The organism is Nonomuraea sp. NPDC005692 (assembly GCF_040631115.1).
GTDB lineage: Bacteria > Actinomycetota > Actinomycetes > Streptosporangiales > Streptosporangiaceae > Nonomuraea.
The window spans coordinates 366,152-390,796 of the sequence record NZ_JBEXYU010000005.1 but is presented as its reverse complement, the minus strand read 5'-3'; the positions used below and the strand labels follow the sequence as shown (position 1 = coordinate 390,796).

Annotated in this window: 26 protein-coding genes; 17 read left to right on the top strand and 9 right to left on the bottom strand. The window is 72.6% G+C overall.

What is annotated here, in order from left to right; all coding sequences use genetic code 11:
* Nucleotides 1–2: 2 nt before the first annotated feature.
* Entirely contained in the window at nucleotides 3–785 is a 783-nt protein-coding gene (locus ABZ459_RS14830; protein ID WP_357970490.1) for an SURF1 family protein, read from the bottom strand.
* Nucleotides 786–891: 106 nt separating this feature from the next.
* Between ABZ459_RS14830 and ABZ459_RS14825 the strand changes: the two genes are divergently transcribed.
* The 3 genes from ABZ459_RS14825 to ABZ459_RS14815 all read left to right on the top strand — a co-directional run bounded on the left by ABZ459_RS14825 (nucleotide 892) and on the right by ABZ459_RS14815 (nucleotide 3,528).
* Nucleotides 892–1,065: a hypothetical protein gene (locus ABZ459_RS14825; RefSeq protein ID WP_357970489.1), complete on the top strand. Its 174-nt coding sequence runs from the start codon at nucleotides 892–894 to the stop codon at nucleotides 1,063–1,065.
* A 146-nt stretch (nucleotides 1,066–1,211) separates the two neighbouring features.
* A complete protein-coding gene (locus tag ABZ459_RS14820) occupies nucleotides 1,212–2,081 on the top strand; it encodes a metal-dependent hydrolase (protein ID WP_357970487.1) in 870 nt (289 codons plus the stop codon).
* Nucleotides 2,074–3,528: an NAD(P)/FAD-dependent oxidoreductase gene (locus ABZ459_RS14815; RefSeq protein WP_357970484.1), complete on the top strand. Its 1,455-nt coding sequence runs from the start codon at nucleotides 2,074–2,076 to the stop codon at nucleotides 3,526–3,528. The genes ABZ459_RS14820 and ABZ459_RS14815 overlap by 8 nt, the downstream gene beginning before the upstream one ends.
* A gap of 10 nt (nucleotides 3,529–3,538) precedes the next feature.
* Here the strand turns inward: ABZ459_RS14815 and ABZ459_RS14810 are convergent, their stop codons facing one another.
* Together ABZ459_RS14810 and ABZ459_RS14805 are read right to left on the bottom strand one after the other, a co-directional pair.
* Nucleotides 3,539–4,216 carry a GH25 family lysozyme gene (locus ABZ459_RS14810; protein WP_357970481.1) on the bottom strand — a complete coding sequence of 226 codons (678 nt, stop codon included), beginning with the start codon at nucleotides 4,214–4,216 and terminating at the stop codon, nucleotides 3,539–3,541.
* A gap of 212 nt (nucleotides 4,217–4,428) precedes the next feature.
* The gene (locus tag ABZ459_RS14805; RefSeq protein ID WP_357970478.1) at nucleotides 4,429–6,153 is read right to left on the bottom strand and encodes a gamma-glutamyltransferase family protein; all 1,725 of its coding nucleotides are present in this window, start codon (nucleotides 6,151–6,153) and stop codon (nucleotides 4,429–4,431) included.
* 95 nt (nucleotides 6,154–6,248) lie between these two features.
* Here ABZ459_RS14805 and ABZ459_RS14800 point away from each other — a divergent pair, with 95 nt between their 5' ends.
* Nucleotides 6,249–7,358 carry a sensor histidine kinase gene (locus ABZ459_RS14800; protein WP_357970475.1) on the top strand — a complete coding sequence of 370 codons (1,110 nt, stop codon included), beginning with the start codon at nucleotides 6,249–6,251 and terminating at the stop codon, nucleotides 7,356–7,358.
* Nucleotides 7,355–8,002: a response regulator transcription factor gene (locus ABZ459_RS14795; protein ID WP_352349443.1), complete on the top strand. Its 648-nt coding sequence runs from the start codon at nucleotides 7,355–7,357 to the stop codon at nucleotides 8,000–8,002. Before ABZ459_RS14800 ends, ABZ459_RS14795 begins: the two co-directional genes overlap by 4 nt.
* Here ABZ459_RS14795 and ABZ459_RS14790 read toward each other — a convergent pair.
* Nucleotides 7,983–9,497 carry an FAD-dependent monooxygenase gene (locus tag ABZ459_RS14790; RefSeq protein ID WP_357970472.1) on the bottom strand — a complete coding sequence of 505 codons (1,515 nt, stop codon included), beginning with the start codon at nucleotides 9,495–9,497 and terminating at the stop codon, nucleotides 7,983–7,985. The genes ABZ459_RS14795 and ABZ459_RS14790 overlap by 20 nt on opposite strands.
* 57 nt (nucleotides 9,498–9,554) lie before the next feature.
* Between ABZ459_RS14790 and ABZ459_RS14785 the strand changes: the two genes are divergently transcribed.
* The 6 genes from ABZ459_RS14785 (at nucleotide 9,555) to ABZ459_RS14760 (ending at nucleotide 13,853) form a co-directional block, all read left to right on the top strand.
* The gene (locus ABZ459_RS14785) at nucleotides 9,555–9,752 is read left to right on the top strand and encodes a helix-turn-helix domain-containing protein (protein WP_352326953.1); all 198 of its coding nucleotides are present in this window, start codon (nucleotides 9,555–9,557) and stop codon (nucleotides 9,750–9,752) included.
* An 8-nt stretch (nucleotides 9,753–9,760) separates the two neighbouring features.
* Nucleotides 9,761–10,222: a Clp protease N-terminal domain-containing protein gene (locus tag ABZ459_RS14780; protein WP_357970469.1), complete on the top strand. Its 462-nt coding sequence runs from the start codon at nucleotides 9,761–9,763 to the stop codon at nucleotides 10,220–10,222.
* Between the two features lie 60 nt (nucleotides 10,223–10,282).
* Nucleotides 10,283–11,053 (top strand): class I SAM-dependent methyltransferase, encoded by a 771-nt coding sequence (locus ABZ459_RS14775; protein WP_357970467.1) that lies wholly within the window; start codon nucleotides 10,283–10,285, stop codon nucleotides 11,051–11,053.
* A 143-nt stretch (nucleotides 11,054–11,196) separates the two neighbouring features.
* A complete protein-coding gene (locus tag ABZ459_RS14770) occupies nucleotides 11,197–11,433 on the top strand; it encodes an SHOCT domain-containing protein (RefSeq protein WP_357970465.1) in 237 nt (78 codons plus the stop codon).
* A gap of 96 nt (nucleotides 11,434–11,529) precedes the next feature.
* The gene (locus ABZ459_RS14765) at nucleotides 11,530–12,408 is read left to right on the top strand and encodes a sulfite exporter TauE/SafE family protein (RefSeq protein WP_357970462.1); all 879 of its coding nucleotides are present in this window, start codon (nucleotides 11,530–11,532) and stop codon (nucleotides 12,406–12,408) included.
* Between the two features lie 56 nt (nucleotides 12,409–12,464).
* Nucleotides 12,465–13,853, top strand: coding sequence for a tetratricopeptide repeat protein (locus tag ABZ459_RS14760; protein ID WP_357970459.1), 1,389 nt, complete (start codon nucleotides 12,465–12,467; stop codon nucleotides 13,851–13,853).
* Between the two features lie 34 nt (nucleotides 13,854–13,887).
* On the opposite strand, the gene ald is transcribed toward ABZ459_RS14760, so the two are convergent.
* Together ald and ABZ459_RS14750 are read right to left on the bottom strand one after the other, a co-directional pair.
* Nucleotides 13,888–14,997: an alanine dehydrogenase gene (gene ald, locus ABZ459_RS14755; protein WP_357970457.1), complete on the bottom strand. Its 1,110-nt coding sequence runs from the start codon at nucleotides 14,995–14,997 to the stop codon at nucleotides 13,888–13,890.
* A gap of 52 nt (nucleotides 14,998–15,049) precedes the next feature.
* Nucleotides 15,050–16,432: an aspartate aminotransferase family protein gene (locus ABZ459_RS14750; RefSeq protein ID WP_357970454.1), complete on the bottom strand. Its 1,383-nt coding sequence runs from the start codon at nucleotides 16,430–16,432 to the stop codon at nucleotides 15,050–15,052.
* 231 nt (nucleotides 16,433–16,663) lie between these two features.
* On the opposite strand from ABZ459_RS14750, the gene ABZ459_RS14745 reads away from it, so the two are divergent.
* Together ABZ459_RS14745 and ABZ459_RS14740 are read left to right on the top strand one after the other, a co-directional pair.
* A complete protein-coding gene (locus tag ABZ459_RS14745) occupies nucleotides 16,664–18,019 on the top strand; it encodes a dipeptidase (protein WP_357970452.1) in 1,356 nt (451 codons plus the stop codon).
* A 115-nt stretch (nucleotides 18,020–18,134) separates the two neighbouring features.
* Entirely contained in the window at nucleotides 18,135–18,905 is a 771-nt protein-coding gene (locus ABZ459_RS14740; RefSeq protein WP_357970449.1) for a phytanoyl-CoA dioxygenase family protein, read from the top strand.
* Between the two features lie 44 nt (nucleotides 18,906–18,949).
* On the opposite strand, the gene ABZ459_RS14735 is transcribed toward ABZ459_RS14740, so the two are convergent.
* Nucleotides 18,950–19,189, bottom strand: a complete 240-nt coding sequence (locus tag ABZ459_RS14735) for a hypothetical protein (protein WP_357970446.1) — start codon at nucleotides 19,187–19,189, stop codon at nucleotides 18,950–18,952.
* 10 nt (nucleotides 19,190–19,199) lie between these two features.
* Nucleotides 19,200–19,787, bottom strand: coding sequence for a helix-turn-helix domain-containing protein (locus tag ABZ459_RS14730; protein ID WP_357970443.1), 588 nt, complete (start codon nucleotides 19,785–19,787; stop codon nucleotides 19,200–19,202).
* Nucleotides 19,788–19,966: 179 nt separating this feature from the next.
* Between ABZ459_RS14730 and ABZ459_RS14725 the strand changes: the two genes are divergently transcribed.
* Genes ABZ459_RS14725 through ABZ459_RS14710 form a run of 4 tightly spaced genes read left to right on the top strand, consistent with a single transcriptional unit; the run spans nucleotide 19,967 to nucleotide 24,074 of the window.
* On the top strand, nucleotides 19,967–20,611 hold the full coding sequence (locus tag ABZ459_RS14725; RefSeq protein ID WP_357970440.1) for an alpha/beta hydrolase: 645 nt from the start codon (nucleotides 19,967–19,969) through the stop codon (nucleotides 20,609–20,611).
* A gap of 60 nt (nucleotides 20,612–20,671) precedes the next feature.
* Nucleotides 20,672–21,238: an ATP-binding cassette domain-containing protein gene (locus ABZ459_RS14720; protein WP_357970438.1), complete on the top strand. Its 567-nt coding sequence runs from the start codon at nucleotides 20,672–20,674 to the stop codon at nucleotides 21,236–21,238.
* Nucleotides 21,238–23,511 (top strand): YhgE/Pip domain-containing protein, encoded by a 2,274-nt coding sequence (locus tag ABZ459_RS14715; protein ID WP_357970435.1) that lies wholly within the window; start codon nucleotides 21,238–21,240, stop codon nucleotides 23,509–23,511. Before ABZ459_RS14720 ends, ABZ459_RS14715 begins: the two co-directional genes overlap by 1 nt.
* On the top strand, nucleotides 23,508–24,074 hold the full coding sequence (locus tag ABZ459_RS14710; RefSeq protein WP_352349411.1) for a TetR/AcrR family transcriptional regulator: 567 nt from the start codon (nucleotides 23,508–23,510) through the stop codon (nucleotides 24,072–24,074). Before ABZ459_RS14715 ends, ABZ459_RS14710 begins: the two co-directional genes overlap by 4 nt.
* 4 nt (nucleotides 24,075–24,078) lie before the next feature.
* Here ABZ459_RS14710 and ABZ459_RS14705 read toward each other — a convergent pair whose 3' ends face one another.
* Nucleotides 24,079–24,600, bottom strand: coding sequence for a cysteine dioxygenase family protein (locus ABZ459_RS14705; protein WP_357970674.1), 522 nt, complete (start codon nucleotides 24,598–24,600; stop codon nucleotides 24,079–24,081).
* Nucleotides 24,601–24,645 lie beyond the last annotated feature (45 nt).

Sequence of the window (24,645 nt, the reverse complement as noted above, 5' to 3'; positions counted from 1 at the left end):
CGTTAACCTTCCAGAACCATCTCGGGGGACTTGTCGCGGTCCCGATCCGCCCGTACGGCGTCGCGGACGAAGTGGAACCACATGAAGACGGCGAATCCAGCGAAGATCCACCAGTTTGCGGCATAAGCCAGGTTACGCCAGGTCAGCGTGCCACCGACCTCCGGCGGCCGGATCTTCACCTGCGTGAGCGAGCCGGACGGCGGCTGCGCCACCATGAAGCCGGTCCGCAGCTTCTGGCCGGTCCACAGGTTGATCAGCTCTCCGGTGGACACGGTCTGCACCTGCCCCGGAGGCAGCCCCTCGGCCCGCCGCTGCACGCTGTCGGTGCCCTGCTGGCCCCGCAGCCGGCCCTGCACCGTGACCCGGCCCTGGGGCACGGCGGCGACGCCCGGATCGTCCGCCTTGGCCGTCCAGCCGCGCACGACCGGCATCAGTGTGCCGTCGTCGAGCCTGATCGGGGTGAGCACCCAGTAGCCGTGGCCGCGTGAGACGTTGCCGCCGGGGGCGTCGACGTCGGGCCGCCGGTCGGCGACCAGGAGCTGCCGGGCGGCCTCGTACGTGCCCTCGGCGGCGACCCTGCGGCCGACGGCCTCGCCCTCCATCTGCCCGCCCACCTGGGCCAGCGTGGCGACCCCCACGGGGGCCGGATCGACGGCCGCGTGCGGCCTGCCGGAGTCCTGGAACACGCCGAGCTGCCACCGGCCGAGCAGGATGAACGCGACGAGGACCCCGATCGTCAGCAGATGCAGCCCCACGACGCGGGGTGAGAGCAGGGTCCGGAGCATGCCCCAAAGCTATCCGCCGAGTGGAGTGGTCCCCTCATCAGCCCATGCCTATAGGTAGTGGCAAAGGGGTGCAAACGGACCATGTCATGGCGCTAGGCTGCTGGCCATGTCTGACCAGCATATCGATCCCGCGGGCAACACCCAGCAGTTCCGCGCCTTCGCTCAGCGCCAGGAACAGGAGGCCGCGGCGGCCCCCAAGAAGTCGCCGCTGGTGCCGATCCTCGCGGTCGCCGTGGCGATCGTGATCATCGGCGTCGCCGCCTTCCTGCTGCTCCGCTAGCACCCAACCGCATACGGTCACCCCACCCGCCCCGACGCCGTGGCGGGTCTTTGCCGTCTCCGCACAAGCCGGACATACCGGCCAGTCGGTGTGACGGGTTTCATCCGGACTGGACCGGCGGCTGACGACTGACTACATTGGACAACATGTCCAATACAGCGGACATCAAGCCGCGCCGGGTGCGTTTCTCCTGGGAGAGCACGCCGCTGCACTGGGTGCCCGGCGACCCTACGAGCACGCACGCCCTCAACGCCCTGCACCTGCTGCTACCCGCCGGGGAACGCTGGTTCGTGCACGTCTTCAAGCAGGCGCTTCCGCTCATCGCCGACGAAGGGCTCAAAGAGCGGGTCAAGGGGTTCATGGGACAGGAGGGCACCCACGCGGTCGCCCACCAGCACGTCCTCGACCATCTGAAGGAGCAGGGCCTCGACCCGGCGCCGTACGTGGACAACGTCGAGTGGCTGTTCGGGCGGCTGCTGGGCGACGGGACGGCGCCACCGGCGGCCAGGGCGTCCTGGCTGCGGGAACGGCTGGCGATGATCGCCGCGATCGAGCACTACACGGCCGTGCTGGGCCAATGGATCCTCGACGCCCGCCCGCTGGACGCGGCCGGCGCCGACCCGGTGATGATGGACCTGCTGCGCTGGCACGGCGCGGAGGAGGTCGAGCACCGCGAGGTGGCCTTCGACGTGTTCGCCCACCTCGACGGCGGCTACGCCCGCCGCGTGCGGACGATGGCGCTGGCCGGGCCGCTGCTCGTGTGGCTGCTCCACCGGGGCGCCCGCTTCCTCATGGCCAACGATCCGCTCGTCGCCGGACGCATCACCGCCAAGTGGACGCACGTCCTCCACCGGTCGAGGCAGGGCCGCGTGCCCACGCTGCGCTGCCTGGCCCTGGCCGCGCCGCGGTACCTGCGGCCCGGCTTCCATCCGAGCCAGGAGGGCGACCTGCGCCAGGCGCTGGACTACATCGCCGGCTCGCCCGCCCACGCGGAGTTCAGGAGGTTCAGTGGCTGAGCCAGGATTGGTGATCATCGGCACCGGCTTCGCCGGGATCGGCATGGCGATCAAGCTCAAGGAGGCGGGCTACCACGACTTCGTGATCCTGGAGAAGGCCGCCGACCTCGGTGGCACCTGGCGGGACAACACCTACCCCGGGTGCGCGTGCGACGTGCCGTCGCACATGTACTCCTACTCGTACGAGCTGAACCCCGGCTGGTCGCGGATGTTCGCCCCGCAGGGCGAGATCTGGGACTACGTACGCACCTGCGCGGACAAGTACGGAGTAACCCCCCACATCCGCTACAACAAGCACGTCACGTCCCTGGAGTACGACGACGACCGCCGGAACTGGACGGTCACCACGGACGACGGCGCAACCATGCGGACGAACGCCATCGTTTCCGGCATCGGCGCCCTCCATATCCCGAAATTTCCGGAAATTGTGGGGAGGGAATCCTTCGCCGGCCCCTCCTTCCACTCCGCCGAATGGGACCACTCGGTCGACCTGACCGGCAAACGCGTCGCCGTCGTCGGCACCGGCGCGTCCGCCGTCCAGTTCGTCCCCCAGCTCGCCCCCCGGGTGCGCGAGCTGACCGTCTTCCAGCGCACGCCGCCGTGGATCCATCCCAAGCCCGACTTCGCCTTCTCCCCCGCCGCCCGGCGCGTCCTGGCCCTGCCCGGCATGGCGCGGGCCCTGCGCGGGGCCGTCTACTGGGCGCTGGAGAGCCGGGCGCTCGGCTTCGCGGTGCACCCGCGCCTGATGAAGGCGCACGAGCTGCTGGCGCTCAAGCACCTGGCGGCGCAGGTGCCCGACCCCGCCCTGCGCCGCAGGCTGACGCCCGACTACACCATCGGCTGCAAGCGCGTGCTCGTCTCCAGCGACTACTACCCGGCCCTGACCAGGCCGGACGTCACCCTCGTCACCGACGGCATCGCCGAGATCCGGCCCCGCTCGATCGTGACCACGACCGGCGAGGAGCACGAGGCCGACGTGATCGTCTACGGCACCGGCTTCAAGGTCGTGGAGGCCCTCCAGGACCAGCGCATCACCGGCCGGAACGGCCTGAAGATCCAGGACGCCTGGCAGCACGGCATAGAGACCTACCACGGCATCACCACCGCGGGCTTCCCGAACCTGTTCTTCCTGCTCGGCCCGAACACCGGCCTCGGGCACAACTCGGTCGTCTTCATGATCGAGTCGCAGGTCCGCTACGTCATCGAGTGCCTGCGCCTGCTCTCCAGAAGCCAGGCCAGGGCGCTGGACGTCAGGAAGGACGCCCAGGACGCCTTCAACCGCCGGCTGCACGCGCGCCTGGACCCGCTCGTGTGGAACGCGGGCGGCTGCCGCTCCTGGTATCTGGACGAGCACGGAGTGAACCGGACGATCTGGCCGGGCTTCACCTTCGAGTACTGGGCCCGTACGCGCAAGGTGCGGCCGGAGGCGTACGAGCTCATCTACTGAGGACGGCGGGTCACCTGCGGCCCAGCGCCTTGAGCTGGACGGGGGTGAGCGCGGAGACGTTCTGGTCCACCGGCGCGTCGGCGTACTGGTGGATGGTCCAGGTCTTCCAGTCGGCGGGGGCGGTCACCTGGCCGGGGCCCTTGCCGTAGCGGGCCACCCACAGCGGGTACCGCTGGAGGCCGTGGCCGTACTCGTCGGCGAAGTTCCAGCCGCTGTAGAACAGCGGCGTGACGCCGGTCCTGGCCTGGACGTGCGCCAGCCACTTCTTGGCCCAGGCGTTGACCTCGGTCACCGACCGGCCGTCGGTCGTCTCCAGGTCGAGCGCGAGCAGGTCGCCCCTGGCGGCCGGCTGCCGGTCGACCACGGACAGGAAGTGGTCGGCCTCGGCGATCGGGTCGTTCGACGGGTGCCCGTAGTGGTAGGCGCCCCGCACCTTGCCCTTCGCGCCCAGGTCGGCCCAGTGGCGGGCGAAGGAGGCGTCCACGCGGGTGGCGCCCTCGGTGGCCTTGACGATGCCGAACGCGGCGCCGCTGGCGGCCCAGTCGTGGTCCGGCTGGTAGTGGGAGACGTCCTGGCCGTAGGTGAGGCCGTCGGCGTGGGCGGGGGCGGACGTCAGGCCGAGGCCCGACACGGCGGCGGTGGCGGCCAGCAGGGCGCTCGCGTACAGCTTCTTGGCGTTCGGCTTCACAGGGTTCCTCCTGGGGGCAGGCCGGAGCCGCCCACGGGTGTCTGTCGGGATGCCGCGACGGCGGCTGACGAGCTGCGGCCGGCGGTTCCCGCCCGGCGGCATGGCGCGTCGCGATGCCCGTTACAACCCTGTGACCTGGGCAAACATTCCCTCATGCCGGAGTCAAGCCGGCGAGTGGCGGCGGCCCACGAGGGGGCCGCCGCCGTGCGCGCTCAGCGCGGGTTCACGACCAGGGCGCTGCCGCCGCCTCGCCGTACGGGCTCGGCGACGGCCTGGACCAGGCCGTGGCCGCGCAGTTCCAGCGCCGTGGCCGCGCCGATCTCGGGGTTCAGCACGAAGCCGTGCCCCTTGGCCTCCAGCTCGGCCCGGTACTTGTCGAGGAACGCCTGCTCGGCCTGCGTCTGGGCGGTGTTGCGCTGCGTGGCCCGCGGCGCGGCGAGGGCATCGGGGAGGCTCATGCCGAATTCGTACCGGTTGACCAGGATCTGCAGCACGGTCGTGATGATCGTCGAGCCGCCCGGCGAGCCCGCGGCCAGCACCGGCCTGCCGTGGTCGAACACCAGCGTGGGCGCCATCGACGAGCGCGGCCGCTTGCCGGGGCCGGGCAGGTTGGGGTCGCCGGGGGCGGGGCCGAAGGTGAAGTCGGTCAGCTCGTTGTTGAGCAGCACGCCGCGGCCCGGCACCACGATGCCGTTGCCGCCGGTCGACTCGATGGTGAGGTTGTAGGCGACCACGTTGCCCCAGCGGTCGGCGACGACCATGTGCGTGGTCTCCGGGCCCTCGTCCGCGATCGGGGTCGCGCTGCCGGTCGGGGTGGTGCAGGCGCCGTACGTGCCGTCGGGGCTGCCCGGGGCGACCGGGCTGGTCAGGGCCCTGTCACCGATCAGGCAGGCGCGCTCCTTGGCGAACCCGTCGGACAGCAGCTCGCGCAGCGGCACGCCCGGGATGTCGCCGACGTAGGCGTTGCGGTCGGCGAAGGCCAGCCTGGACGCCTCCAGGTACTCGTGCAGGCCCACCCTGGGCAGGGCTTCCAGGATGTTGAGCGCCTCGCCGACGGTCGAACCGCCCGAGGACGGCGGGGCCATGCCGTAGACGTCCATGCCGTTGTAGGAGATCTTGGTGGGCTCGCGCAGGAGGGCGCGGTAGTCCCGCAGGTCCGACAGCTCCATCAGGCCGGGCCTGACGTTGCGGGTGCTGCCCGGGGTGACCGGCGGCTTCTTCACGGTGGCCACGATCTCCGCGCCGAGCCGGCCGCCGTACAGCCAGCCGGGGCCGCGCCGGGCCAGTTCCCGGTACGTGTTCGCCAGCTCCGGGTTCCGGAACACCGAGCCGACCGGCGGCGGGGCGCCGTTCGGGAGGTAGAGGCGGGCCGTCGAGGTGATGTCCTTGAAGCGGCCGGCGTTCGCGGCCGTCTGGTCGTGGAACGTCTGGTCCACGACGAAGCCGCGGGAGGCCACCTCGATGGCGGGCTGGAGCGCCTGGCCGAGCGAGAGCGTGCCGAACCGGCGCAGGGCCAGGTCCCAGTGCGCCAGCGTGCCGGGCACGCCCGCCGACAGGCCGCTGGTGACGCCCTCGTCGAACGGGATGCCCTCGAAGCTGGTGGCGGTCATCGCGCGCGGGGCGGTCTCGCGGCCGTCGATGGTGACGACCTTGCGCTGCCTGGCGTCGTACAACACCATGAAGCCGCCGCCGGTCAGGCCGGCCGAGTACGGCTCGGTCACCCCGAGCACGGCTCCGGCGGCCACGGCCGCGTCGACGGCGTTGCCGCCGCGTCTCAGCACGGAGATCGCGGCCTTGCTGGCGTCGAGGTCGACGGTGGCGACGGCGCCTCCGTACCCCTCGGCGACCGGGGCTTTCTGCTGGGGGCCCGCCGACGCGGGCGCGGCGGGCAGGAGTGAGATGAGGACTGCTGCTGCGGAGAAGATCACACGGCGCATGGTGTCCACGATGACCCAGCTACGCCCGTCGTGGTAGGGCCCCCTCGGACAAGGGGATGATGTCGTGCGCGCCGCCGGTGGCCTAGCGTGGTGGCGTGCGCACGAAGTCCGGTTTCGACCCTTATCTCGCCCTGATCGTGGCGGTCGCCCAGTTGGTGATCGCCCAGGGCGCGACGTGGGGCCAGCGTCTCCTCAGGGAGCAGCTCGACCCGTACGCGTACGCGTTGCTGCTGGTCGGGCCGCTGGCCATCCTCTTCCGCAGGCGGTTCCCGCTGCTGACGGTCTCCGTCGCGCTCGCCGCGATGGACCTGTTCCTCATCGGCGGCTACGCCTACGGCCCCGCCTTCCTCAGCCCCGGCGTCCTGCTGTTCCTCCTGGTCACAGGGGGCAGACGGCTGATGGCCTGGACGATGGCGACCATGACGGTGACCTCGCTGCTCAGCTACGCCTGGTGGGTGGGCAACCGCGACCTGTTCCACAGCCTGTCGATCCTCGCGTTCATCATGCTGTTCATGGTCGTGGCCGAGCTGGTCAGGATCGTCAGGGAACGCCGGGCCGAGCGCGAGCGCATCCTCGAGGAGGAGGCCAGGCGGCAGGCCAGCGAGGAGCGCCTGACCATGGCCCAGGAGCTGCACGACGTGCTCGCGCACAACATCTCGCTCATCCACGTGCAGGCCAGCACCGCGCTGCACCTCATCGACGCCAACCCCGAGCAGGCCCGCTCCGCCCTGGCCACGATCAAGACGGCGTCCAAGGAGGTGCTGGGCGAGATGCGCTCGGTGCTCAACGTGCTGCGCGAGGGCGCCCCGCGCTCCCCGACGGCCGGGCTCGACCGGCTCGACGACCTCGTCCAGCGTTCGGGGATGGAGGTCTCGCTCAGGCGGGTGGGGTCGCGGCCGCTGCCGCCGCAGGTCGAGCGGGCCGCGTACCGGATCGTGCAGGAGTCGCTCACCAACGCCGCCCGCCACGCGCCCGGCTCGCGGGTGTCGGTGCGCCTGGAGTACGGCGCCGCGGAGCTGGTCATCGTGGTCGCCGACACGGGGGCGACCAAGCCCGCCGTGCTGTCGGAGGAAGGCAGCGGCAACGGCATCCCCGGCATGCGCGAGCGCGCCTCCGCCCTGGGCGGCACGCTCGTCGCCGGCCCGTCGGACGGCGGCTTCCAGGTCGAGGCCCGTCTGCCCCTACCCGAGGAGAACCCAACGTGATCAAGGTGTTGCTCGCCGACGACCAGGCACTGGTCCGCGCGGGCTTCAAGGCCCTGCTGGACGCCCAGCCCGACATGACCGTGGTGGCCGAGGCGGCCGACGGCGCGGAGGCGGTGCGCCTGGCCGGCGAGCACGCCCCGGACGTCGTGCTGATGGACATCCGCATGCCCGGCACCGACGGCCTGACCGCCACCCGCCTGATGCCGCCCGGCCCGCACATCATCATCCTGACCACCTTCGAGCTGGACGAGTACGTCTTCGAGGCGCTGCGCGGCGGCGCGTCCGGCTTCCTGGTCAAGGACACCGAGCCGGCCGAGCTCATCCAGGCCGTGCGGGTGGTGGCGGCGGGCGAGGCGCTGCTGTCGCCGAGCGTGACCCGGCGGCTGATCGCCGAGTACGCCTCGCGCGCCAAGGAGCCGGTCGCCACCCAGGGCCTCGACCAGCTCACCGAACGCGAGCGCGAAGTGCTCTCCCTGGTCGGCACGGGCATGACCAACGACGAGATCGCCGCCAAGCTGTTCATGTCGCCGGCCACGGCCAAGACCCACGTCAGCCGGGCCATGATGAAGCTGCACGCCCGCGACCGCGCCCAGCTCGTGGTCATCGCCTACGAGTCCGGCCTGGTCAAGCCGGGGTGGCTCTGAGGGCGGACGGCCCCGCGCCGAACCACGCCCGCGCCGCCTCGGCCAGGCCGCCGGTCCCGGCCCAGGCCACGTACCCGTCGGGGCGGACGAGCAGCACGTCGGCGGGCGGCTCGGCGCACCGCGCCCGCACCACGTCGATCCAGCCGCCTTCGGGCAGCGCCGGGTCCGGCCCGTCGCCGGGGTCGCCGGGCGGCGCCGGGTCCGGCCTGTCGCGGAGGTCGAGCAGCACCGGCCTGCCGGCCCGCAGCAGCCCGGCCACCCGCTGTTCCCCCGCCGCCGTGCTCAGCTCCAGGTCGGGGAGGAACCGGCCGGCGAGCGGATGCGGGTGCTCCAGCCCCCGCGCGGGCGGGTAGCGGGTGTCGGAGCCGTGCAGGAGCGCGGCGAGCCGGCGCAGCGGCTGCTCGTGGGCGAACAGCTCGCCGAGCAGCGCGCGCAGGGCGTCGCCGTCCTCGCCTGGGGCCCGTTCCAGCGCCGCCTGGGCGCGGGTCTGGGCGAGCGCCCGCGCGGCCACCGGACGGCGCTCCTCCTCGTAGGTGTCGAGCAGCCCGGCGGGCACCCGTCCGAGCAGCACGGCGGCCAGCTTCCAGGCCAGGTTGGCCGCCTCCGTCAGGCCGACGTTGAGCGCCGACCCGCCCGCCGGGAACAGGTGGGCGGCGTCCCCGGCCAGGAACACCCGCCCGGCCCGGTAACGCTCGGCGAGCCTGGCCTGCGCGACCGTGCCGGACAGCCAGATCGGCTCGCCCAGCGGCAGGTCCCGCCCGATCACCCGGCGTACGGCCGCGTGGAAGTCGTCCGGGGTCACCGGGCCGCCGGGCAGCGTGCCGCGCTCGCGCACGCCCGCGATGAGCACGCCGGGTCGCAGCGAGGTGAGCAGCAGGCGGCCGGCCGGGGTGCGGTTCCAGCCGGGTTCCAGGCCCTCGACCCGCGGCGCCTCGAACGGGCCCTGCCCGTCCCGGGCGAAGTGGCCGAGCCGCAGCACCTCGTCGTCGGTGGTGCCGGGGAAGCCGATGCCCGCCAGGGCGCGGACGGTGCTGTGCCCGCCGTCGCAGCCGACGACGTACCGGGCGCGGGCCCGGCCGGTGGACAGCTCCAGCGTGACGCCCTCCTCGTCCTGGGCCAGCCCGAGGACCTCGTGGCCGCGCCTGATCTCGGCCCCGAGCCGTGCGGCCCGCTCGGCCAGCAGCCGTTCCAGCCGGGGCTGCTGGATCAGCAGCAGCCGCAGCGGCATGTCGTCGTGCCCGGCGAACCGCAGCGGCACCTGCCCGAACGGGAACCCCGGGGCGGGGCCGGCGAAGCCGCTGCCCTCGGCGAGGAGGCCGAGCAGGCCGCGGTGGCCGAGCAGTTCCACGATCTGCCCGGCGAGCCCGTTGGCCTTGGGCAGCTCGCTCGGTTCCGGGCGTTTGTCCAGCACGACCGGGCGTAAGCCGGCCAGCGCCAGCTCGCCCGCGAGCATGAGCCCGACCGGGCCCGCTCCCACGATCATCACGTCGTCCATGCCTGTCAGGCTAGATTGACAAAATCGTCGCTGTCAATCTAGCCTGACAACGTGGACATGGAAGAGCTGTCTCAACGCATCAGGTCGAACGACCCCGCCCTGGGCCTGCGGGCGGTGGGCGCGCTGCACCGGCTGGCCGAGCAGGTCGAGGCGGCGTCGGTGGCGGCGGCCAGGGAGCAGGGCTGGACCTGGGAACAGATCGGCGACGCGCTCGGCATGTCGCGGCAGTCCGTGCACGCCAGATACGGGAAGTGAGGATCGCCATGTTCGGCAAGGAGAAGAGCCCCTTCGCGGCCGTCGTCAGCGCGGCGCTCGACGAGGCCAGGCAGCGCGGCGACCGCCGGCTCGGCACCGAGCACCTGCTGCTCGGCCTGCTGCACGATCCCGCCGCCGAGCCGGCGCGGGCGCTCGGCGTGGACCTGGCCGGGGCGCGCGCCGCGCTCGACGAGCTCGACCGCGAGGCGCTGCGCTCGATCGGCCTCGACCTCGGCCAGGCCCCGCGCGCGACGCCCCGCCGGCACCCGCCGGTCCCCGGCACCGCGCTCACGTCGAGCGCCCGCGCGGTGGTCAACGCCGCCATCGGGGCCACCCGGCGGAAGACCAGGCCGCAGGCGCCCCGCCACCTCCTGCTCGCCCTCCTGGAGCGGGACCGCCACGACCCGGTGGCCCGGCTGATCGACCAGCTCGGGATCGACCGCGCGGCCGTCCGCGCCCGCGTCGCCTGATCGGCGACACGGGGAGAAATCCGGTTGAACCCGCGGCCGGGGCGCTGACATGGTCGAAGGATGCGGCGTACATACGATGACCTGGTCGAAGAGGCCGACACGGTGTCCGTGGCCGGCTGGGACTTCTCCTGGCTGGAGGGCCGGGCCACCGAGGAACGGCCCTCGTGGGGCTACTCCCGCCTGCTGGCCGGGCGGATGGCGGCGGCGCAGGCGGCGCTCGACGTCCAGACCGGCGGCGGCGAGATCCTGGCCGGGCTGCCCACGTTGCCGAAGGTGACGGTGGCGACCGAGTCGTGGCCGCCCAATCTGGCGCTGGCCGCCGCCCGGCTGCGCCCGCGCGGGGCGCAGGTGGTGGCCGACGACGACGAGCCGCGCCTGCCGTTCCGCGACGGCGTCTTCGACCTGGTGGTCAGCCGCCATCCGGTGGCGACCTGGTGGGCGGAGATCGCCCGGGTGCTGCGTCCCGGGGGCGCGTACTTCTCGCAGCAGGTCGGCCCGCGCAGCGTGTTCGAGCTGACCGAGTTCTTCATGGGCCCGCAGGACGGCTCGGCCCGCGACCCGCGGCAGGCCGTGGCGGAGGCGGAGGCGGCCGGGCTGGAGGTGGTCGACCTGCGGGCCGAGCGGCTGCGGATGGAGTTCCGCGACATCGGCGCGGTGATCTACTTCCTGCGCAAGGTCATCTGGATCGTGCCGGGCTTCTCGGTCGGCCGCTACGGCGACAGGCTGCGCGAGCTGCACGAGCTCATCGAGGCCGAGGGCCCGTTCGTCGCCCATTCGTCCAGGTTCCTCATCGAGGCCCGGCGGCCCGGCGCGCACCCGTCCTTCGGATGACGAGACGCGCCGGCGCGCTACCGCCTCAGGCGTACGCCGGGGCCGCCTGAGCACTCCCCCAGGCGCAGCGGCGGCGGCTCCCGGCGGGCGATTCGCCGCGCCGCCGGAAGGCGGACCCTGGAGGCAGGACGAAGGAGGAAGTCATGCATCCGCATTTCTGGCCGGTCTTCCCGGTCTTCTGGGGCCTGTTCTGGGTCGCGCTCATCGCACTCGCCGTCACGGCCCGCCGCAAGGGCTGGTGGGGGCGTCGCCCGGCGCCCGTCCCCGACCGGCCCACCGCGTCGGCGGAGCAGATCCTGGCCGAGCGGTACGCCCGCGGCGAGCTGGGCGACGACGAGTTCTTCGAGAAGATGTCCGTGCTCAAGGGCGCAACCACCTAAACATCACTTAGGGTACAAGAACTGTCACTGGCCGCATCCAGCCTGCCGCGTTACGTTTCCCCCGAAAGCATCGCGAGCGAGCGGGGAGGGCTGAGCGTGGAGTCCGTCACCCTGTTCGCCGGGGGCGTGGCAGCCGGGCTGGTGGCGGGCACCGCCTCGTGCACGGCCGCCCAGGGAGGGCTGCTCGTGGGCCTGGTCGGCCACCGTCCCGGCCGCGACCCGGCGCTGGTGGCCTGGTTCCTGGCCGGCCGGCTGGCCGCGTACACGCTGGTGGGGGCGCTGCTCGGGCTGCTCGGCTCGGCGGTCGGCCTGCCGCCGCGGGCGCGGGCCGTGCTCCTGGTCGCGGCCGGCTGCGCCGTGATCGTGTTCGCGATCCGGCTCATGCGCGGCGGGGGGCACGCGTGCGCCGAGCCCGTCCGGCCGTCCGGCTACAAGGCGCCGCTGCTGGGGGCGGCCACCGTCCTCGTGCCCTGCGGGGTGACGATCGGCATGGAGATGCTCGCCGTCTCCAGCGGCTCGCCGCTGTCGGGCGCGGCGGCCATGGCGGGGTTCGTGGTCGGCACGGCGCCGGCGTTCGCGCTGCTCGGCTACGTGCTGCGGCGGATCTCCCGCACCCGGCTGGCCAGGTTCGCGGGGGTCGTCGCCGTCGGCGCCGGGCTCTGGACCGTCGTGGCCGGTCTCAACCTGGGCGGCTGGACGAGGGAGGCCGCGCCGGCCGCCGCGGGGCCCGCCGCCCGGACCGTCACGGTCTATGCCACCCGTGAGGGCTACCGGCCCGCCGCCGTGTCCGTTCCGGCGAACGTACCGGTCGAGGTCATCTTCAAACTGGTCGATCCGGGTTGCACGGGCACCGTCACCATCGACGGGCGCGACGTGGCCCTGCCCGCCACCGTACGGCTGCCGCCCCACCGTCCCGGCTCGCTGCGTTACGTGTGCGGGATGGGGATGTATTCCGGGTTCATCAGGTTCTCCTAGGGCCGTTGTCGGCGATTACGGTTCGCGATCGTATGATCACGTGCCACTCTGTCGCCATGGCCTGGTGGCAGGGAGAGGTGGCGACGCCGGCCGTTCCGGCGCCACGGGTGGGTGACGAGCCGGAGTTGCTGGTGGCCGCGCAGCAGGGCGACGCCCAGGCGGCCCACCGGCTCGGCAAGCTCTACGCCCAGCGCGGCGACCGCGCGGCGGCCCGGCTCTGGTGGGAGCTGGCGGCCGCGGGCGGCAACGTCGACAGTGCCTACAACCTGGGCGTCTGGCACGAGAAGCACGGCAGCCTGGAGGAGGCGGTCATCTGGTACGAGACCGCCGCGTCCACCGGCGACGCGGAGGCCGCCGCCAACCTGGCCACGCTCCTGCTCGAACAGCGCGGCGACGCCGGCGCCGCGAGGGCCTGGTTCGAACGCTCGGCCCTGGCCGGGTCGCGCGCCGCGGCCCGGAGGCTGGCGCTGCTGTGCGAGGACACCGGCGAGACCGGCGTGGCCCGCGAGTGGCACCGCAGGGCGGCCGACGAGGGCGACATGGCCTCGGCCCACGACCTCGGCTTCCTGGCCTACTCCGCCGGCGAGGACGAGGAGACCGTGCGCTGGTGGGAGTACGCCGCCAGGGGCGGCCACGCCGACTCCGCCCACTGCATGGGCCTCTACCTGCACGCCAGCCGCGACCCCGAGGGCGCCGAGGCCTACTACCGGCTGGCCGCCAAGAACGAGCACCCGGGCGCCGCCTCCCGGCTCGGCGCCATCGCCCTGTCCCGCGGCGACCTGCGTACGGCCCGCGCCTGGTACGAGCGGGCGGCCGCGGCCGGACGGCTGGAGGACCAGCGCATGGCCGGGTTCGTCTGCGTGGAGCTCGGCGACACCCCGGCCGCCAGCCACTGGTTCGGCAGGGCGGCGGCGGGCGGCGACGCCGAGTCCGCCTTCAACTACGGCCTGCTGCTGATCGCCGAGTTCGGCGACCTGGCCGGCGGCCGCCACTGGTTCCGCCAGGCGGCGCAGGCGGGCCACCACGGCGCGGCGGTCGAGCTGGGCGGGCTGCTGACGGTCGCCGGCGAGCTGGGCGAGGCCGAGGAGTGGCTGGCCGACCCGCCGCCGCAGGCGTGGGCGCGCACCGCCGAGCCCGAGCTGGCCGCTCGCGCGGAGCTGGCGGCGGCGGCCACCGGCCGCAGGGGCGGCGTGCCGCTGTCGGTGCCCGACCTGACGGAGGTGCTGGGCACCTGGGACCTGGTGACCAGGCCGCTGCACGACCACTCCGACGTGATCGGCTGGCTGGTGGAGCGGAGCGGGGTGCACCGCAGCGCGGTCGAGCACCTGGCGTCGGTGCGCGGCACGCTGCTGCGCCCCGGCAGCGCGCCGTGGCCGGGCACGGGCGAGATCCAGCACGTCCTCGCCACCGCCCGCGACCTGCGGCGCCGCCTGGGAGTGTGTTAGGGGCGCGACCGCCGGCCGCGCCCCCGCGAGAGAATCAGAGAACGTCGGCGACCGGCGTGTACGCCAGCCCCAGCGCCTGGGCGACCGGCTCGTTGGTGAGCAGGCCGTCATGGGTGTTCAGACCGCCCGCGAGGCCCTGGTCGGCCTTCAGCGCGTCGCGCCAGCCCAGGTTGGCCAGCTTGACCGCGTACGGGAGCGTCGCGTTGGTCAGGGCGTAGGTGGAGGTGTTGGCCACCGAGCCGGGCATGTTGGCCACGCAGTAGAAGATCGACCCGTGCACCGTGTACGTCGGCTCGGCGTGCGTGGTCGGCCGCGAGTCCTCGAAGCAGCCGCCCTGGTCGATGGCGATGTCCACGAGCACCGAGCCCGGCTTCATCCGTGCGACCAGGTCGTTGGAGACCAGCGTCGGGGCCTTGGCCCCCGGGATCAGCACCGCGCCGATGACCAGGTCGGCCTGCAGGACCTCGCGCTCGATCGCGTACGAGGTGGACACGAGGGTCTTGAGGCGGCCCTGGTAGATGGCGTCGATCTGGCGGAGCCGGTCGATGTTGGTGTCGAGCACGGTCACGTCCGCGCCCATGCCGACGGCGATCTGGGCCGCGTTGAGGCCCGAGACGCCGCCGCCGATGACGACGACCTTGGCCGGGGCCACGCCGGGCACCCCGCCGGGCAGCACGCCCCGGCCGCCGTTGAAGCGCATGAGGTTGTAGGCGCCCACCTGCGGCGCGAGCCGGCCCGCGACCTCCGACATCGGGGCCAGCAGCGGCAGCGTGTGGCCCACCTGCACGGTCTCGTACGCGATGCCGGTCGTCCTGGCGGCGAGCAGGGCGTCGGTGCACGGACGGGAGGCGGCCAGGTGCAGGTAGGTGAACAGGATCAAACCCTCGCGCAGGCGGTGGTACTCCTCGGCGATGGGCTCCTTGACCTTCAGGACCATGTCCGCCCCGGCCCAGACGGCGTCGGCGTTGTCGAGGATCTTCGCGCCCGCGGCGAGGTACTCCTCGTCGGTGATGTGTGAGCCGAGGCCGGCACCCCGCTGGACGGTGACGTCGTGACCGTTCCGCACCAGCTCGTGAACACCGGCGGGGGTGACCGCCACACGGTATTCGTGGTTCTTGACCTCGGCAGGGACGCCGATCTTCATCGTAGGGATCCTTTCGGAGACCGGCACTTCGTCGTACCGGGTGGGGAGGGTGTTAGAGGCGCGCCCACGCTTCCGAGAGCACACCCCGCAGGATGGATCCGATCTCGTCGAACTCCCTCTGCCCCGCGATCAGCGGGGGCGCGAGCTGGATCACGGGGTCACCGCGGTCGTCCGCCCGGCAGTAGAGTCCGGCGTCGAACAGCGCCTTGGACAGGAATCCGCGCAGCAACCGCTCGGACTCCTCGGCGTTGAACGTCTCCTTGGTGGCCTTGTCCTTGACCAGCTCGATGCCCCAGAAGTAGCCCGAGCCCCGCACGTCGCCGACGATCGGCAGGTCGCGCAGGTCGTCGAGGGCGGCCTGGAAGAGGGGCTCGTTCTTGGTGACGTGGCCGAGCAGGTCCTCGCGCTCGAAGATGTCGAGGTTGGCGAGGGCCACGGCGGCCGACACGGGGTGGCCGCCGAAGGTGTAGCCGTGGGCGAACATGTTGTCGCCCTGCTTGAAGGGCTCGAACAGCCGCTCGTGCGCGATCATGGCGCCGATGGGCGAGTAGCCGCTGGTCAGGCCCTTGGCACAGGTGATGATGTCGGGCACGTAGTCGAACTTCTGGCCGCCGAACATGGTGCCGAGGCGGCCGAAGGCGCAGATGACCTCGTCGGAGACGAGCAGCACGTCGTACTCGTCGCAGATCTCGCGCAGGCGCTGGAAGTAGCCGGGGGGCGGCGGGAAGCAGCCGCCGGCGTTCTGGACGGGCTCGGCGAAGACGGCGGCCACCGTGTCGGGGCCCTCCATCTCGATGGCGCGGGCCACGCGGTCGGCCGCCCAGATGCCGTATTCCTCCGGCGACATGCCGGGGATGCCACTGATTTCGTCGGCGCGGTAGTAGTTCGTGTTCGGAACGCGCACCGAGCCGGGCACGAGAGGCTCGAACATCTGCTTGAACGCCGGGATGCCGGTGATCGACAGGGCGCCCTGCGGGGTGCCGTGGTAGGCGATCTGGCGGCTGATGACCTTGTGCTTGAGCGGCTTGCCGACGAGCTTGTAGTACTGCTTGGCCAGCTTCCACGCGGTCTCGACGGCCTCGCCGCCGCCGGTGGTGAAGAAGACCCGGTTCAGCTCGCCCGGCGCCTGCTCGGCCAGGCGGGCGGCCAGCTCGGCCGCCTTGGGGTGCGAGTAGGACCACAACGGGAAGAAGGCCAGCTCCTGCGCCTGCTTGGCGGCGGCCTCGGCCAGCTCGCCCCGCCCGTGCCCGACCTGGACCACGAACAGCCCGGCCAGGCCGTCGAGGTAACGCTTGCCGTGGATGTCGTAGATATAGGACCCCTCACCGCGCACGATGGTCGGGATCTCGTTCTCCTGGTAGGCGCTGTGCCTCGTGAAGTGCAACCACAGGTTGTCCTGCGCGGCCTTCAGGACGTCGTTTTCCGGCTGCGTCATGGTTATCTTCCCTCGTGTCGAACTCTCCACAGTGTGCATCTTCACCTGCGGTTTGCCAAGCGAATCGGTCGCAGCACTATGCAAGAAAATCGAGATCCGCAGAACCGTTGTGTAACAGCAACGAAATCCGCAGGTAGATTAACGCGCGGGTCATGCCTGTTTCCATACTGTGGAACCTTCTGTGATCCAATGAGACCAAACTGCCCAGAACGACCCCCGGGGGACCGTCCCGTGACTCCTGACCAGATCGAGAGCGCCGTCGCCGCCGCGATGCCCCGAGCCATCGAGGAGCTCAAGCGGCTCGCCGCCATCCCCTCCGTGGCCTTCCCCGGGCACCCTGAGGAGCCGGTTCTCGCCGCCGCGGCGGTGACGGAGGAGCTCGTGCGCTCGGCGGGCCTGCCGCACGTCCAGCAGGTCGCGGTCGAAGGCAGCTTCCCCGCGATCTACGGTGAGGCCCCCGCCCCTCCCGGCGCGCCCACCGTCCTGCTGTACGCGCACTACGACGTGCAGCCGGCCGGCGACCTGGCCGCCTGGCGCACGCCGCCGTTCGAGCCCACCCTGATCGACGGCAAGCTGTACGGCCGCGGCTGCGCCGACGACAAGTCGGGCATCATCTCCCACATCGCCGCGCTGCGCGCCTTCCAGGGCCGGTTCCCCGTGGGCATCAAGGTCATCATCGAGGGCCAGGAGGAGTACGCGGGCGAGCGCCTGGAGGCCTTCGTCGAGCGCAACCCCGAGCTGCTGCGGGCCGACGCCATCGTGGTCGCCGACACCGGCAACCCGCGCGTCGGCGACCCGGCGGTCACGACGTCGCTGCGCGGCATGGCGGCCTTCACCATCGAGGTGCGCACGCTGCGCGAGGCCCTGCACAGCGGCTCGTTCGGCGGCGCCGCCCCCGACGCGCTGGCCGCCCTGATGCGCATGCTGACCGCGCTGCACGACGAGAACGGCGACATCCGGGTGCCCGGCCTGCCGCGCGGCAGCTTCCTCGGCCAGGGGCCCTCGGAGGAGGAGTTCAGGAAGACCGCCGGCGTGGCGGACGGCGTCTCGCTGGTCGGCTCCGGCTCGCTGGCCGACCGGCTGTGGGCCTCGTACGCCATCACCGTCACGGGCCTCGACGTGCCGAGCGTGTCGGGCGCCGTGAACGCGGTCCAGCCGGCGGCGCGGGCCCGGGTGACCGTCCGGGTGCCTCCGTCCGGCGACCCGAAGACCACGGTCAACGCCGTGGTGGAGTTCTTGCGCCAGGTGGCGCCGTGGGGCGTGCAGGTGTCGTTCGACGACTTCACCGTCGGGTCCGGCTTCCAGGCCGACTCCGGCGGCAAGGCGCGGGCGGCGCTCAACCGGGCGATGGAGCGCGCGTTCGGCCGCCCGCCGCGCGACGTGGGCGCGGGCGGGTCGATCCCGCTGGTGAACACGCTGCTCAAGCAGTACCCGGCGGCCGAGATCCTGCTGTTCGGCGCCGAGGACGAGGACGCCGCCATCCACGCTCCCAACGAGCGGGTCGACCTCGACGAGCTGCGCCGGGTGGCCACCGCCGAGGCGCTGTTCCTCCAGGAGCTGAGCCTGCCGTCGGCACTCGGCGTCTGACCCTCACCCTGTAGGCCCCCTCGCCGCTGCGCCCCGGGCGGAAATTGCGTTGCCCTTCCTGGCCGTCGTTCGTCAGACTGCACGACGTTCCGGAATCCGTCAGGAAGGGCTGCGCATGTTGACCGACGAGCAGGTCGAGTCGTTCGTGGAGGACGGGTTCGTCCGGCTTCCCGGCGCGGTTCCCCGGGAGACGGCCGAGCAGTGCCGGGCCGAGCTGTGGGCGGCCAGCGGCTGCGATCCGGACGACCCGTCGAGCTGGACCGAGCCGGTCGTGCGGCTGGGCTGGATCGCGACCCCGTCCTTCCGCGCGGCGGCCAACACGCAGGAGCTGCACGAGGCCTACGACCAGCTCGTGGGCGCCGGGCGATGGACCGCGCCCATGGGCCTCGGCACCTTCCCGCTGCGTTTCCCCAGCGACAAGGAGCCCGGCGATGACGGCTGGCATCTGGAGGCGAGCTTCGCCGGTGACGCCGGCGAGTACCGGGTGAACCTGCGCTCGCGCGGCCGGGCCCTCCTCATGCTGTTCCTGTTCTCCGAGGTCGGCCCCGACGACGCTCCCACCCGGGTACGCGTCGGCTCACATCTGGACGTGCCCGCCCTGCTCGCCGACTCCGGGGACGAAGGGCGTGAATGGTTCCCGCTGTGCGGGGAGGCCGTGCCGCTCAGCGAGGGGCGCCGGGAGGTCACCGTCACCGGCTCCCCCGGCGACGTCTTCCTGTGCCATCCGTTCCTGATCCACTCGGCCCAGCCGCATCACGGGAGCGTGCCGCGGTTCATGGCGCAGCCGCCGCTGGTGCCGACCGGCCTGCTCGACCTCACCGGCACCGCGCCGACGCCGGTCGAACGCGCGGTCCTGAAGGGTTTGAACGGCACCGCTCCGGCTTAGGACGCCCGGCGGCGTGGCCTGATCAGAACGCCCGGCGGCGCGGGTCAGGCGTGGTGGTCCGCCAGGCGGCGGGGCCTGGTCGTGCCGCGGCAGACCAGGCGCAGGCCGGTCTCCACCAGGGCCCAGCCCAGCCGCCGTTCCCAGGCGCGGGCGACCGTCCCCGGGCGAGTCCGGTCTGTCCGGCCTGTTCGGCCTGTTCGGCTTGTCCGGCGGGGGGCCTGGGCGGCGGCGCGCAGCTCCTGCCCGCGTACTCGCTCGACAAGTAGGTATAAGTCGGGATTCATCCTGCTCTCCTCACGTCGTGAACGGGAACCCGTACAAGTGCACGGCCACGTTCTCGCGGCCCTCGGTGTCACCCGCCTCGCCGGCCGCCTTGCCGCGGGCCGTCCACTTCACGACCACGTCGTCGATCTCCTGCCTGAGGTCGCGCAACTCCCGCGCGGTCAGCGACAGCAGGAACTCCGACCCGAAGGACGAGTCCTGCCAGGCCTCGCTCCAGGCCCACTGCGCGTCGAGGTAGCCGTCGTACATCTCGGCGAGCTGGCGGGCGTGCAGGCGGGACAGGGTCTGGTGGACCACGACGCCCTCGGGGCTGTCGCGGAAGTCGGAGTTGCGGGTGGAGAAGCTCTCCGCCGACGTCCGCCACCAGCGCTCCCGCGCGTCGCCCCGGCCGCCCTCCGTCTCCTCGATGAGGCCGTGCGAGGCCAGCTTGCGCAGGTGGTAGCTGACCAGGGAGACCGCCTCGTCCACCTGCTCGGCGAGCTGCGAGGCCGTCGCGAGCTCGGCGACCTTGAGCGCGCGGTACAGCTTCATGCGCAGCGGGTGCGCCAGCGCCTTGAGCGTGCCGACGTCCTGGACGCGGGGCCGATCGTGGCTTGCCATACCTCCACGCTAGATGCGAAAGGAAAATTGCGCAATAAAAGTTGCGAGATTTTTCTGTCTCAGGCGCTCGCCATACTGCGTCCAGAAGCACCGACTTCAGGGACACCGACGATGGGAGCAAGAGCCATGAGCGAGGCACCGCGGGGCGTTTCCGGCGCGACGGCGCGGGGGTGAGGCGGATGGCGACGTTCGCGCTGATCCACGGCGGCGGCAGCTCCGCCTGGGACTGGCACCTGGTCGAGGCCGAGCTGCGCGCCCGGGGCCACCGCACGGTGGCCGTCGACCTGCCGATCGAGGACGAGTCGGCCGGCCTGGCCGACTACGCCGACACGGTGGCGCGGGCCGTCGGCGAGGCGGACGAGCTGGTCGTGGTGGCCCACTCGTGGGGCGGCTTCGTCGGCCCGCTGGTCTGCGACCGGCTGCCCGTCAAGCTGCTCGTGCTGGTCACGGCCATGATCCCGGTCCCGGGCGAGCCGCCGGGCGACTGGTGGGCCAACACCGGGTACAAGGGCGCCGACGACCTGGACACGATCGCCCAGTACATGCACGACGTCCCGGAGGAGCTGGCGGAGGAGGAGTTGTCGCGGGGGCGTCCGCAGGCGGAGAAGTCGTCCGTCGAGCCGTGGCCGGGCGCGGCATGGCCCGACGTGCCGACGAGGTTCCTGCTCTGCCGGGACGACCGGTTCTTCCCGCCCGAGTTCATGCGGCGGGTGGTGCGGGAACGGCTCGGTGTCATGCCCGACGAGATCGGGGGCAGTCACATGGTCATGCTCTCGCGCCCGAAGGAGCTGGCCGAGCGGTTCGAGGCGTATCTCACAGTGTGACGCACCGCATCACGAGGTAATCTTTTGTACTGACCAGTCAGTTCAAGAGATGGGGTTGTGGTGATCGTCGCGGAGGGCTTGTCGATCGAGGGGGTGTACCCGGCGGTCTCGCTGAAGGCGGGCCCCGGGACGCTCACGGCGGTCGCCGGGCCGGCGGGCAGCGGGCGTACGAGCCTGCTGCTCACGCTGGCCGGGCGGATGAAGCCGACGACGGGCACGCTCTCCGTCGCCGGGCACACCAGGCCGCGGGCCATCCGCAAGGCGGCGGCGCTCGCGCTGGTGGACGGCGTGACGGATCTCGACAGAGCGCTGACGGTCAAGGAGCACCTGCGGGAGCGCAGGCGCAGGCCGTACCAGGAAGTTCTGAAGCGGGCGGGGCTCGCGGCGCCGGACACGACGCCGGTGAGCGAGCTGGACCGCGAGCAGCAGGTGCGCCTCGGCGTCGCCCTGGCCCTGCTGGACGAGCCCGCGGTGATCCTCGCCGACAACGTGGACGCGGGCCTGCCCGACGACCGCGTACGGGAGCTCTGGGACCTCCTGCGCGACCTCGGCGCCGACCTCGGCACGGCCGTGGTCGCGACCTGCGTGCGCCCGCCCGCCCGCTACGACCACCTCGTGGAGCTGTGATGAAGGGCATGCTGCGGTCCCGGTTGACCCGGGCTGCGCTGGCGGCGGTGATCGTGCTGCCGCTGCTGTACGCCGGACTGTACCTGTGGTCGTTCTGGGACCCCCAGGGCAACCTCGACCGGGTCCCCGTCGCGCTGGTCATGGAGGACCGCCCGGCCACGGTCGACGGCAAGACCCTGCACGCGGGCCAGGACCTGGCCGACGAGCTGCGCGAGCGCAGGACGTTCGCCTGGCACGAGGCCACGCCCCGGCAGGCGGCCGACGGGGTCGCCGACGGCAGCTACTACCTGTCGCTCACCGTGCCCGCCGACTTCAGCGCCCGCCTGGCCTCCCCGTCCGACGACACGACGACCCCCACCCCCGCCCAGCTCGGCCTGCGCGTGGACACCGGCCGCAGCTACATCGTCGGCAGCATCTCCGACGCGGTCTTCAACGAGGTGCGCGCCGCCGCCGAGCGCACGGCCATCCACGACTACTTCGACAAGGTCTTCGTCTCGATCGGCGACATCCACGACGCCACCACCGAGGCCGCCGACGGCGCCGGCAAGCTGCACGACGGCGCGGTCAAGGCCGGCGACGGCGTCTCCCGGCTCAACTCCGGCCTCGGCACCGCCGAGAACGGCGCCCAGCAGCTCTCCGTCGGCCTGAACAGCGCCAACACCGCCACCGGCAAGCTGCGGGACGGCTCGGCCCAGGTCACCGGCGGCATCGGCAAGGCGCAGCAGGCCATCGGCGAGCTGCGCGACGGCCTGCGCAAGCTGCGCAGCGAAGGGACCTCCGAGCTGCGGAAGGGCACCAGGAAGGCGGCCGACCAGGTCCACACCCAGACGCGCGCGGTCAACCAGCTCGCCGACAAGTACGTGCCGGTGCTGAACGAGTGGGGCCCGAAGGTCGCCGACGCCGCCGAGCAGGTGGCCGACGCCGCCGACCGGCTGGCGGACGGCTCCGGCACGGGCGCCGGCGCGACCCGCGCGGCGGGCAGCGCCCGCGAGGCCGCCTCCCAGGCCCAGGCCGCGCTCGACCGCCTCGGCGCGGACGCCGACCCCGAGGTGCGCTCCCTGCTGCGCAGCGCGGCCAACGCCGCCGAACGCGCCGCCGAGCAGGCCGGCTCGGCGGGCACCGGCGGCACGGGCGGCACGGGCGGCACGGGCGGCGCCTCCGCCCTGTCCGCCCAGGCCCGCGAGCTGGCCAGGAACGCCAGGAAGATCGCGGCCGTGGCCCCGCAGATCGGCCCCAAGGTCGACCAGGTCAGGACCCAGGTGAACGCCCTGGACGACGGCCTGGCCAAGCTGGCCGCGGGCGCGGCGACCGTGGACGCGAGCCTGGCCAAGGCCGGCACCGGCGCGGGCACCCTCTACCAGGGCGCGACCAAGCTGCACGACGGCTCGGCCCAGGTCACCAGCGGCCTCGGGCAGCTCGGCGGCGGGCTGGTCAAGCTCAGCGACGGCGCGAGCACCCTGCGCACCGGGGTCGGCCGGCTGCACGACGGCGCGGGCCAGGTGGACAAGGGCATGGACCAGCTCGCCAAGGGCTCGAAGGACCTGGCGGGCGGGCTCGGCGAGGGCGCGGAGAAGATCCCCGACTACGACGCCCGGCAGCGGGCCGCGCGCGCCGACGTGATGAGCGACCCGGTGCGGCTGGCCAAGACGGTCGACAACGAGGTCCCCAACTACGGCACCGGATTCGCGCCGTTCTTCCTGCCGCTGGCGTTGTGGGTGGGCGCGATGATCACCTTCATGGTGCTCAAGCCGCTGAACCAGCGGCGGCTGGCCGGCACCCAGGGCGCGGTGCGCATCGCGCTGGCCGGCTGGCTGCCCGCGGTGGCGCTGGGCGCGGCCCAGGTCGGGGTGCTGGCGGCGGTGCTGCGCTTCGCGCTCGGCCTGGAGGCGGCGCACTGGCTCGGGGTGATCGGGCTGCTGCTGCTGGCGGGGGCCGCGTTCCTGGCGGTGGTGCAGGCGGTCAACGCGCTGCTCGGGCCGCCCGGCCGGGTGGTGGGGCTGGCGCTGCTGATGCTCCAGCTCACCTCGGCGGCGGGGACGTACCCGATCGAGACCTCGCCCGGCTTCTTCCAGACGATCTCGCCGTGGCTGCCGATGAGCTGGGTCGTCTCGGCGCTGCGCAGGCTGATCAGTGGCGGCGATCTGACCGTGGTGTGGCAGGCTTGCGGCGTGCTGTCCGCATTCCTCGTGCTCGGGCTCGCGCTGACCACCCTCGCGGTGGAGCGCGGCCGCGTCTGGTCCATGAAGCGCCTGCACCCCGAGCTGTCGCTGTGAGCAGGCAGGACACCCGGGCGAAGGTGTTCACGGCGGCGGTCGAGCTGATCGCCGAGCAGGGCTACGCGGCCACCACGGTCGACGCGATCGCCGAGCGCGCCGGGGTGGCCAAGGGCACCGTGTTCTACAACTTCGGCAGCAAGGAGGGCCTGTTCTCCGCGCTGCTGGAGCACTCGATCGAGCGGCTGGCGGGCGCGCTGGCCGCCGCCGACACCGGCGAGAGCGGTGTGGCCGCCCTCGACTCGGTCGTGCTCGGCCAGCTGCGCTTCTTCGAGGAGCACGGCCCGTTCGCCCGGGTGCTGCTGGCCGAGATGTGGCGCACCGCCTGGCAGGAGGCGGTGGCGCGGCTGCGCGAGAGCGCGCTCGGCGTGTACGCGGGCGTGCTGCGCAGGGCGGCGGCCAGCGGCGAGATCCGCGCCGACCTCGACGTGGAGACGGCGGCGACCGCCCTGTTCGGCATGGTCCTGACGGTCGCCATCGAGCGCCGCGCCCTCTACCCCGAGCGGCCGATCGAGCAGACCCACCAGACTTTGGTCGAGCTGCTCCACGGCCGCATCAGGTGAGGCGTCAGCGCACCGGCAGCTCGTAGACGCGGCGCACGCTGCTGCCCAGCTTGCCGACGTCGGCGCCGTACACGTGCAGCGACACCCCGACCTCGTCGCTGGTGTTGAGCACCATGTGGATGTCGCCGGGCGGGGCGAAGCCGCTGACCTCGCCCGGCCGGTTGTCGGCGCGCCCGATCTCCACCAGGTGGTCGCCCATGTCGCGGTAGAGCGTCTCGTGCTCGATGCCGCTGAGGATGCCGAACGTGCACCAGGACACATGGTCGTGGATCACCGTGTACTGGCCGGGACGCCACACGACGGCCACGATCGAGAACTCGTCCTGGGCGTGCAGCAGATGGGAGGAATAGCGGTCGGGCGTGCCGAGGCGTTCCTCGGGCGTGAGGATGTCCATGCCGGGCAGCCGGTCGCGCAGCACGTCGGCGACGGCGAACGCGGTCTCGCGGGCGCCGAGCTTCCTGGCCACGATCTCGGAGATGCCGGACACCAGAACGTCGAGCCCTGGCCTGGTGGTGGTCGCGACCATGTTCACGGTGTCCCCCTAGGGAAAATGTGGCAATTTGTCCTCCCT

Coding starts and splice junctions, on each gene's coding strand:
- ABZ459_RS14830 (WP_357970490.1), bottom strand. CDS start 785: ATGCTCCGGACCCTGCTCTCACCCCGCGTCGTGGGGCTGCATCTGCTG.
- ABZ459_RS14825 (WP_357970489.1), top strand. CDS start 892: ATGTCTGACCAGCATATCGATCCCGCGGGCAACACCCAGCAGTTCCGC.
- ABZ459_RS14820 (WP_357970487.1), top strand. CDS start 1,212: ATGTCCAATACAGCGGACATCAAGCCGCGCCGGGTGCGTTTCTCCTGG.
- ABZ459_RS14805 (WP_357970478.1), bottom strand. CDS start 6,153: ATGCGCCGTGTGATCTTCTCCGCAGCAGCAGTCCTCATCTCACTCCTG.
- ABZ459_RS14790 (WP_357970472.1), bottom strand. CDS start 9,497: ATGGACGACGTGATGATCGTGGGAGCGGGCCCGGTCGGGCTCATGCTC.
- ABZ459_RS14785 (WP_352326953.1), top strand. CDS start 9,555: ATGGAAGAGCTGTCTCAACGCATCAGGTCGAACGACCCCGCCCTGGGC.
- ABZ459_RS14780 (WP_357970469.1), top strand. CDS start 9,761: ATGTTCGGCAAGGAGAAGAGCCCCTTCGCGGCCGTCGTCAGCGCGGCG.
- ABZ459_RS14775 (WP_357970467.1), top strand. CDS start 10,283: ATGCGGCGTACATACGATGACCTGGTCGAAGAGGCCGACACGGTGTCC.
- ABZ459_RS14770 (WP_357970465.1), top strand. CDS start 11,197: ATGCATCCGCATTTCTGGCCGGTCTTCCCGGTCTTCTGGGGCCTGTTC.
- ABZ459_RS14760 (WP_357970459.1), top strand. CDS start 12,465: ATGGCCTGGTGGCAGGGAGAGGTGGCGACGCCGGCCGTTCCGGCGCCA.
- ald (WP_357970457.1), bottom strand. CDS start 14,997: ATGAAGATCGGCGTCCCTGCCGAGGTCAAGAACCACGAATACCGTGTG.
- ABZ459_RS14750 (WP_357970454.1), bottom strand. CDS start 16,432: ATGACGCAGCCGGAAAACGACGTCCTGAAGGCCGCGCAGGACAACCTG.
- ABZ459_RS14740 (WP_357970449.1), top strand. CDS start 18,135: ATGTTGACCGACGAGCAGGTCGAGTCGTTCGTGGAGGACGGGTTCGTC.
- ABZ459_RS14735 (WP_357970446.1), bottom strand. CDS start 19,189: ATGAATCCCGACTTATACCTACTTGTCGAGCGAGTACGCGGGCAGGAG.
- ABZ459_RS14730 (WP_357970443.1), bottom strand. CDS start 19,787: ATGGCAAGCCACGATCGGCCCCGCGTCCAGGACGTCGGCACGCTCAAG.
- ABZ459_RS14725 (WP_357970440.1), top strand. CDS start 19,967: ATGGCGACGTTCGCGCTGATCCACGGCGGCGGCAGCTCCGCCTGGGAC.
- ABZ459_RS14715 (WP_357970435.1), top strand. CDS start 21,238: ATGAAGGGCATGCTGCGGTCCCGGTTGACCCGGGCTGCGCTGGCGGCG.
- ABZ459_RS14705 (WP_357970674.1), bottom strand. CDS start 24,600: ATGGTCGCGACCACCACCAGGCCAGGGCTCGACGTTCTGGTGTCCGGC.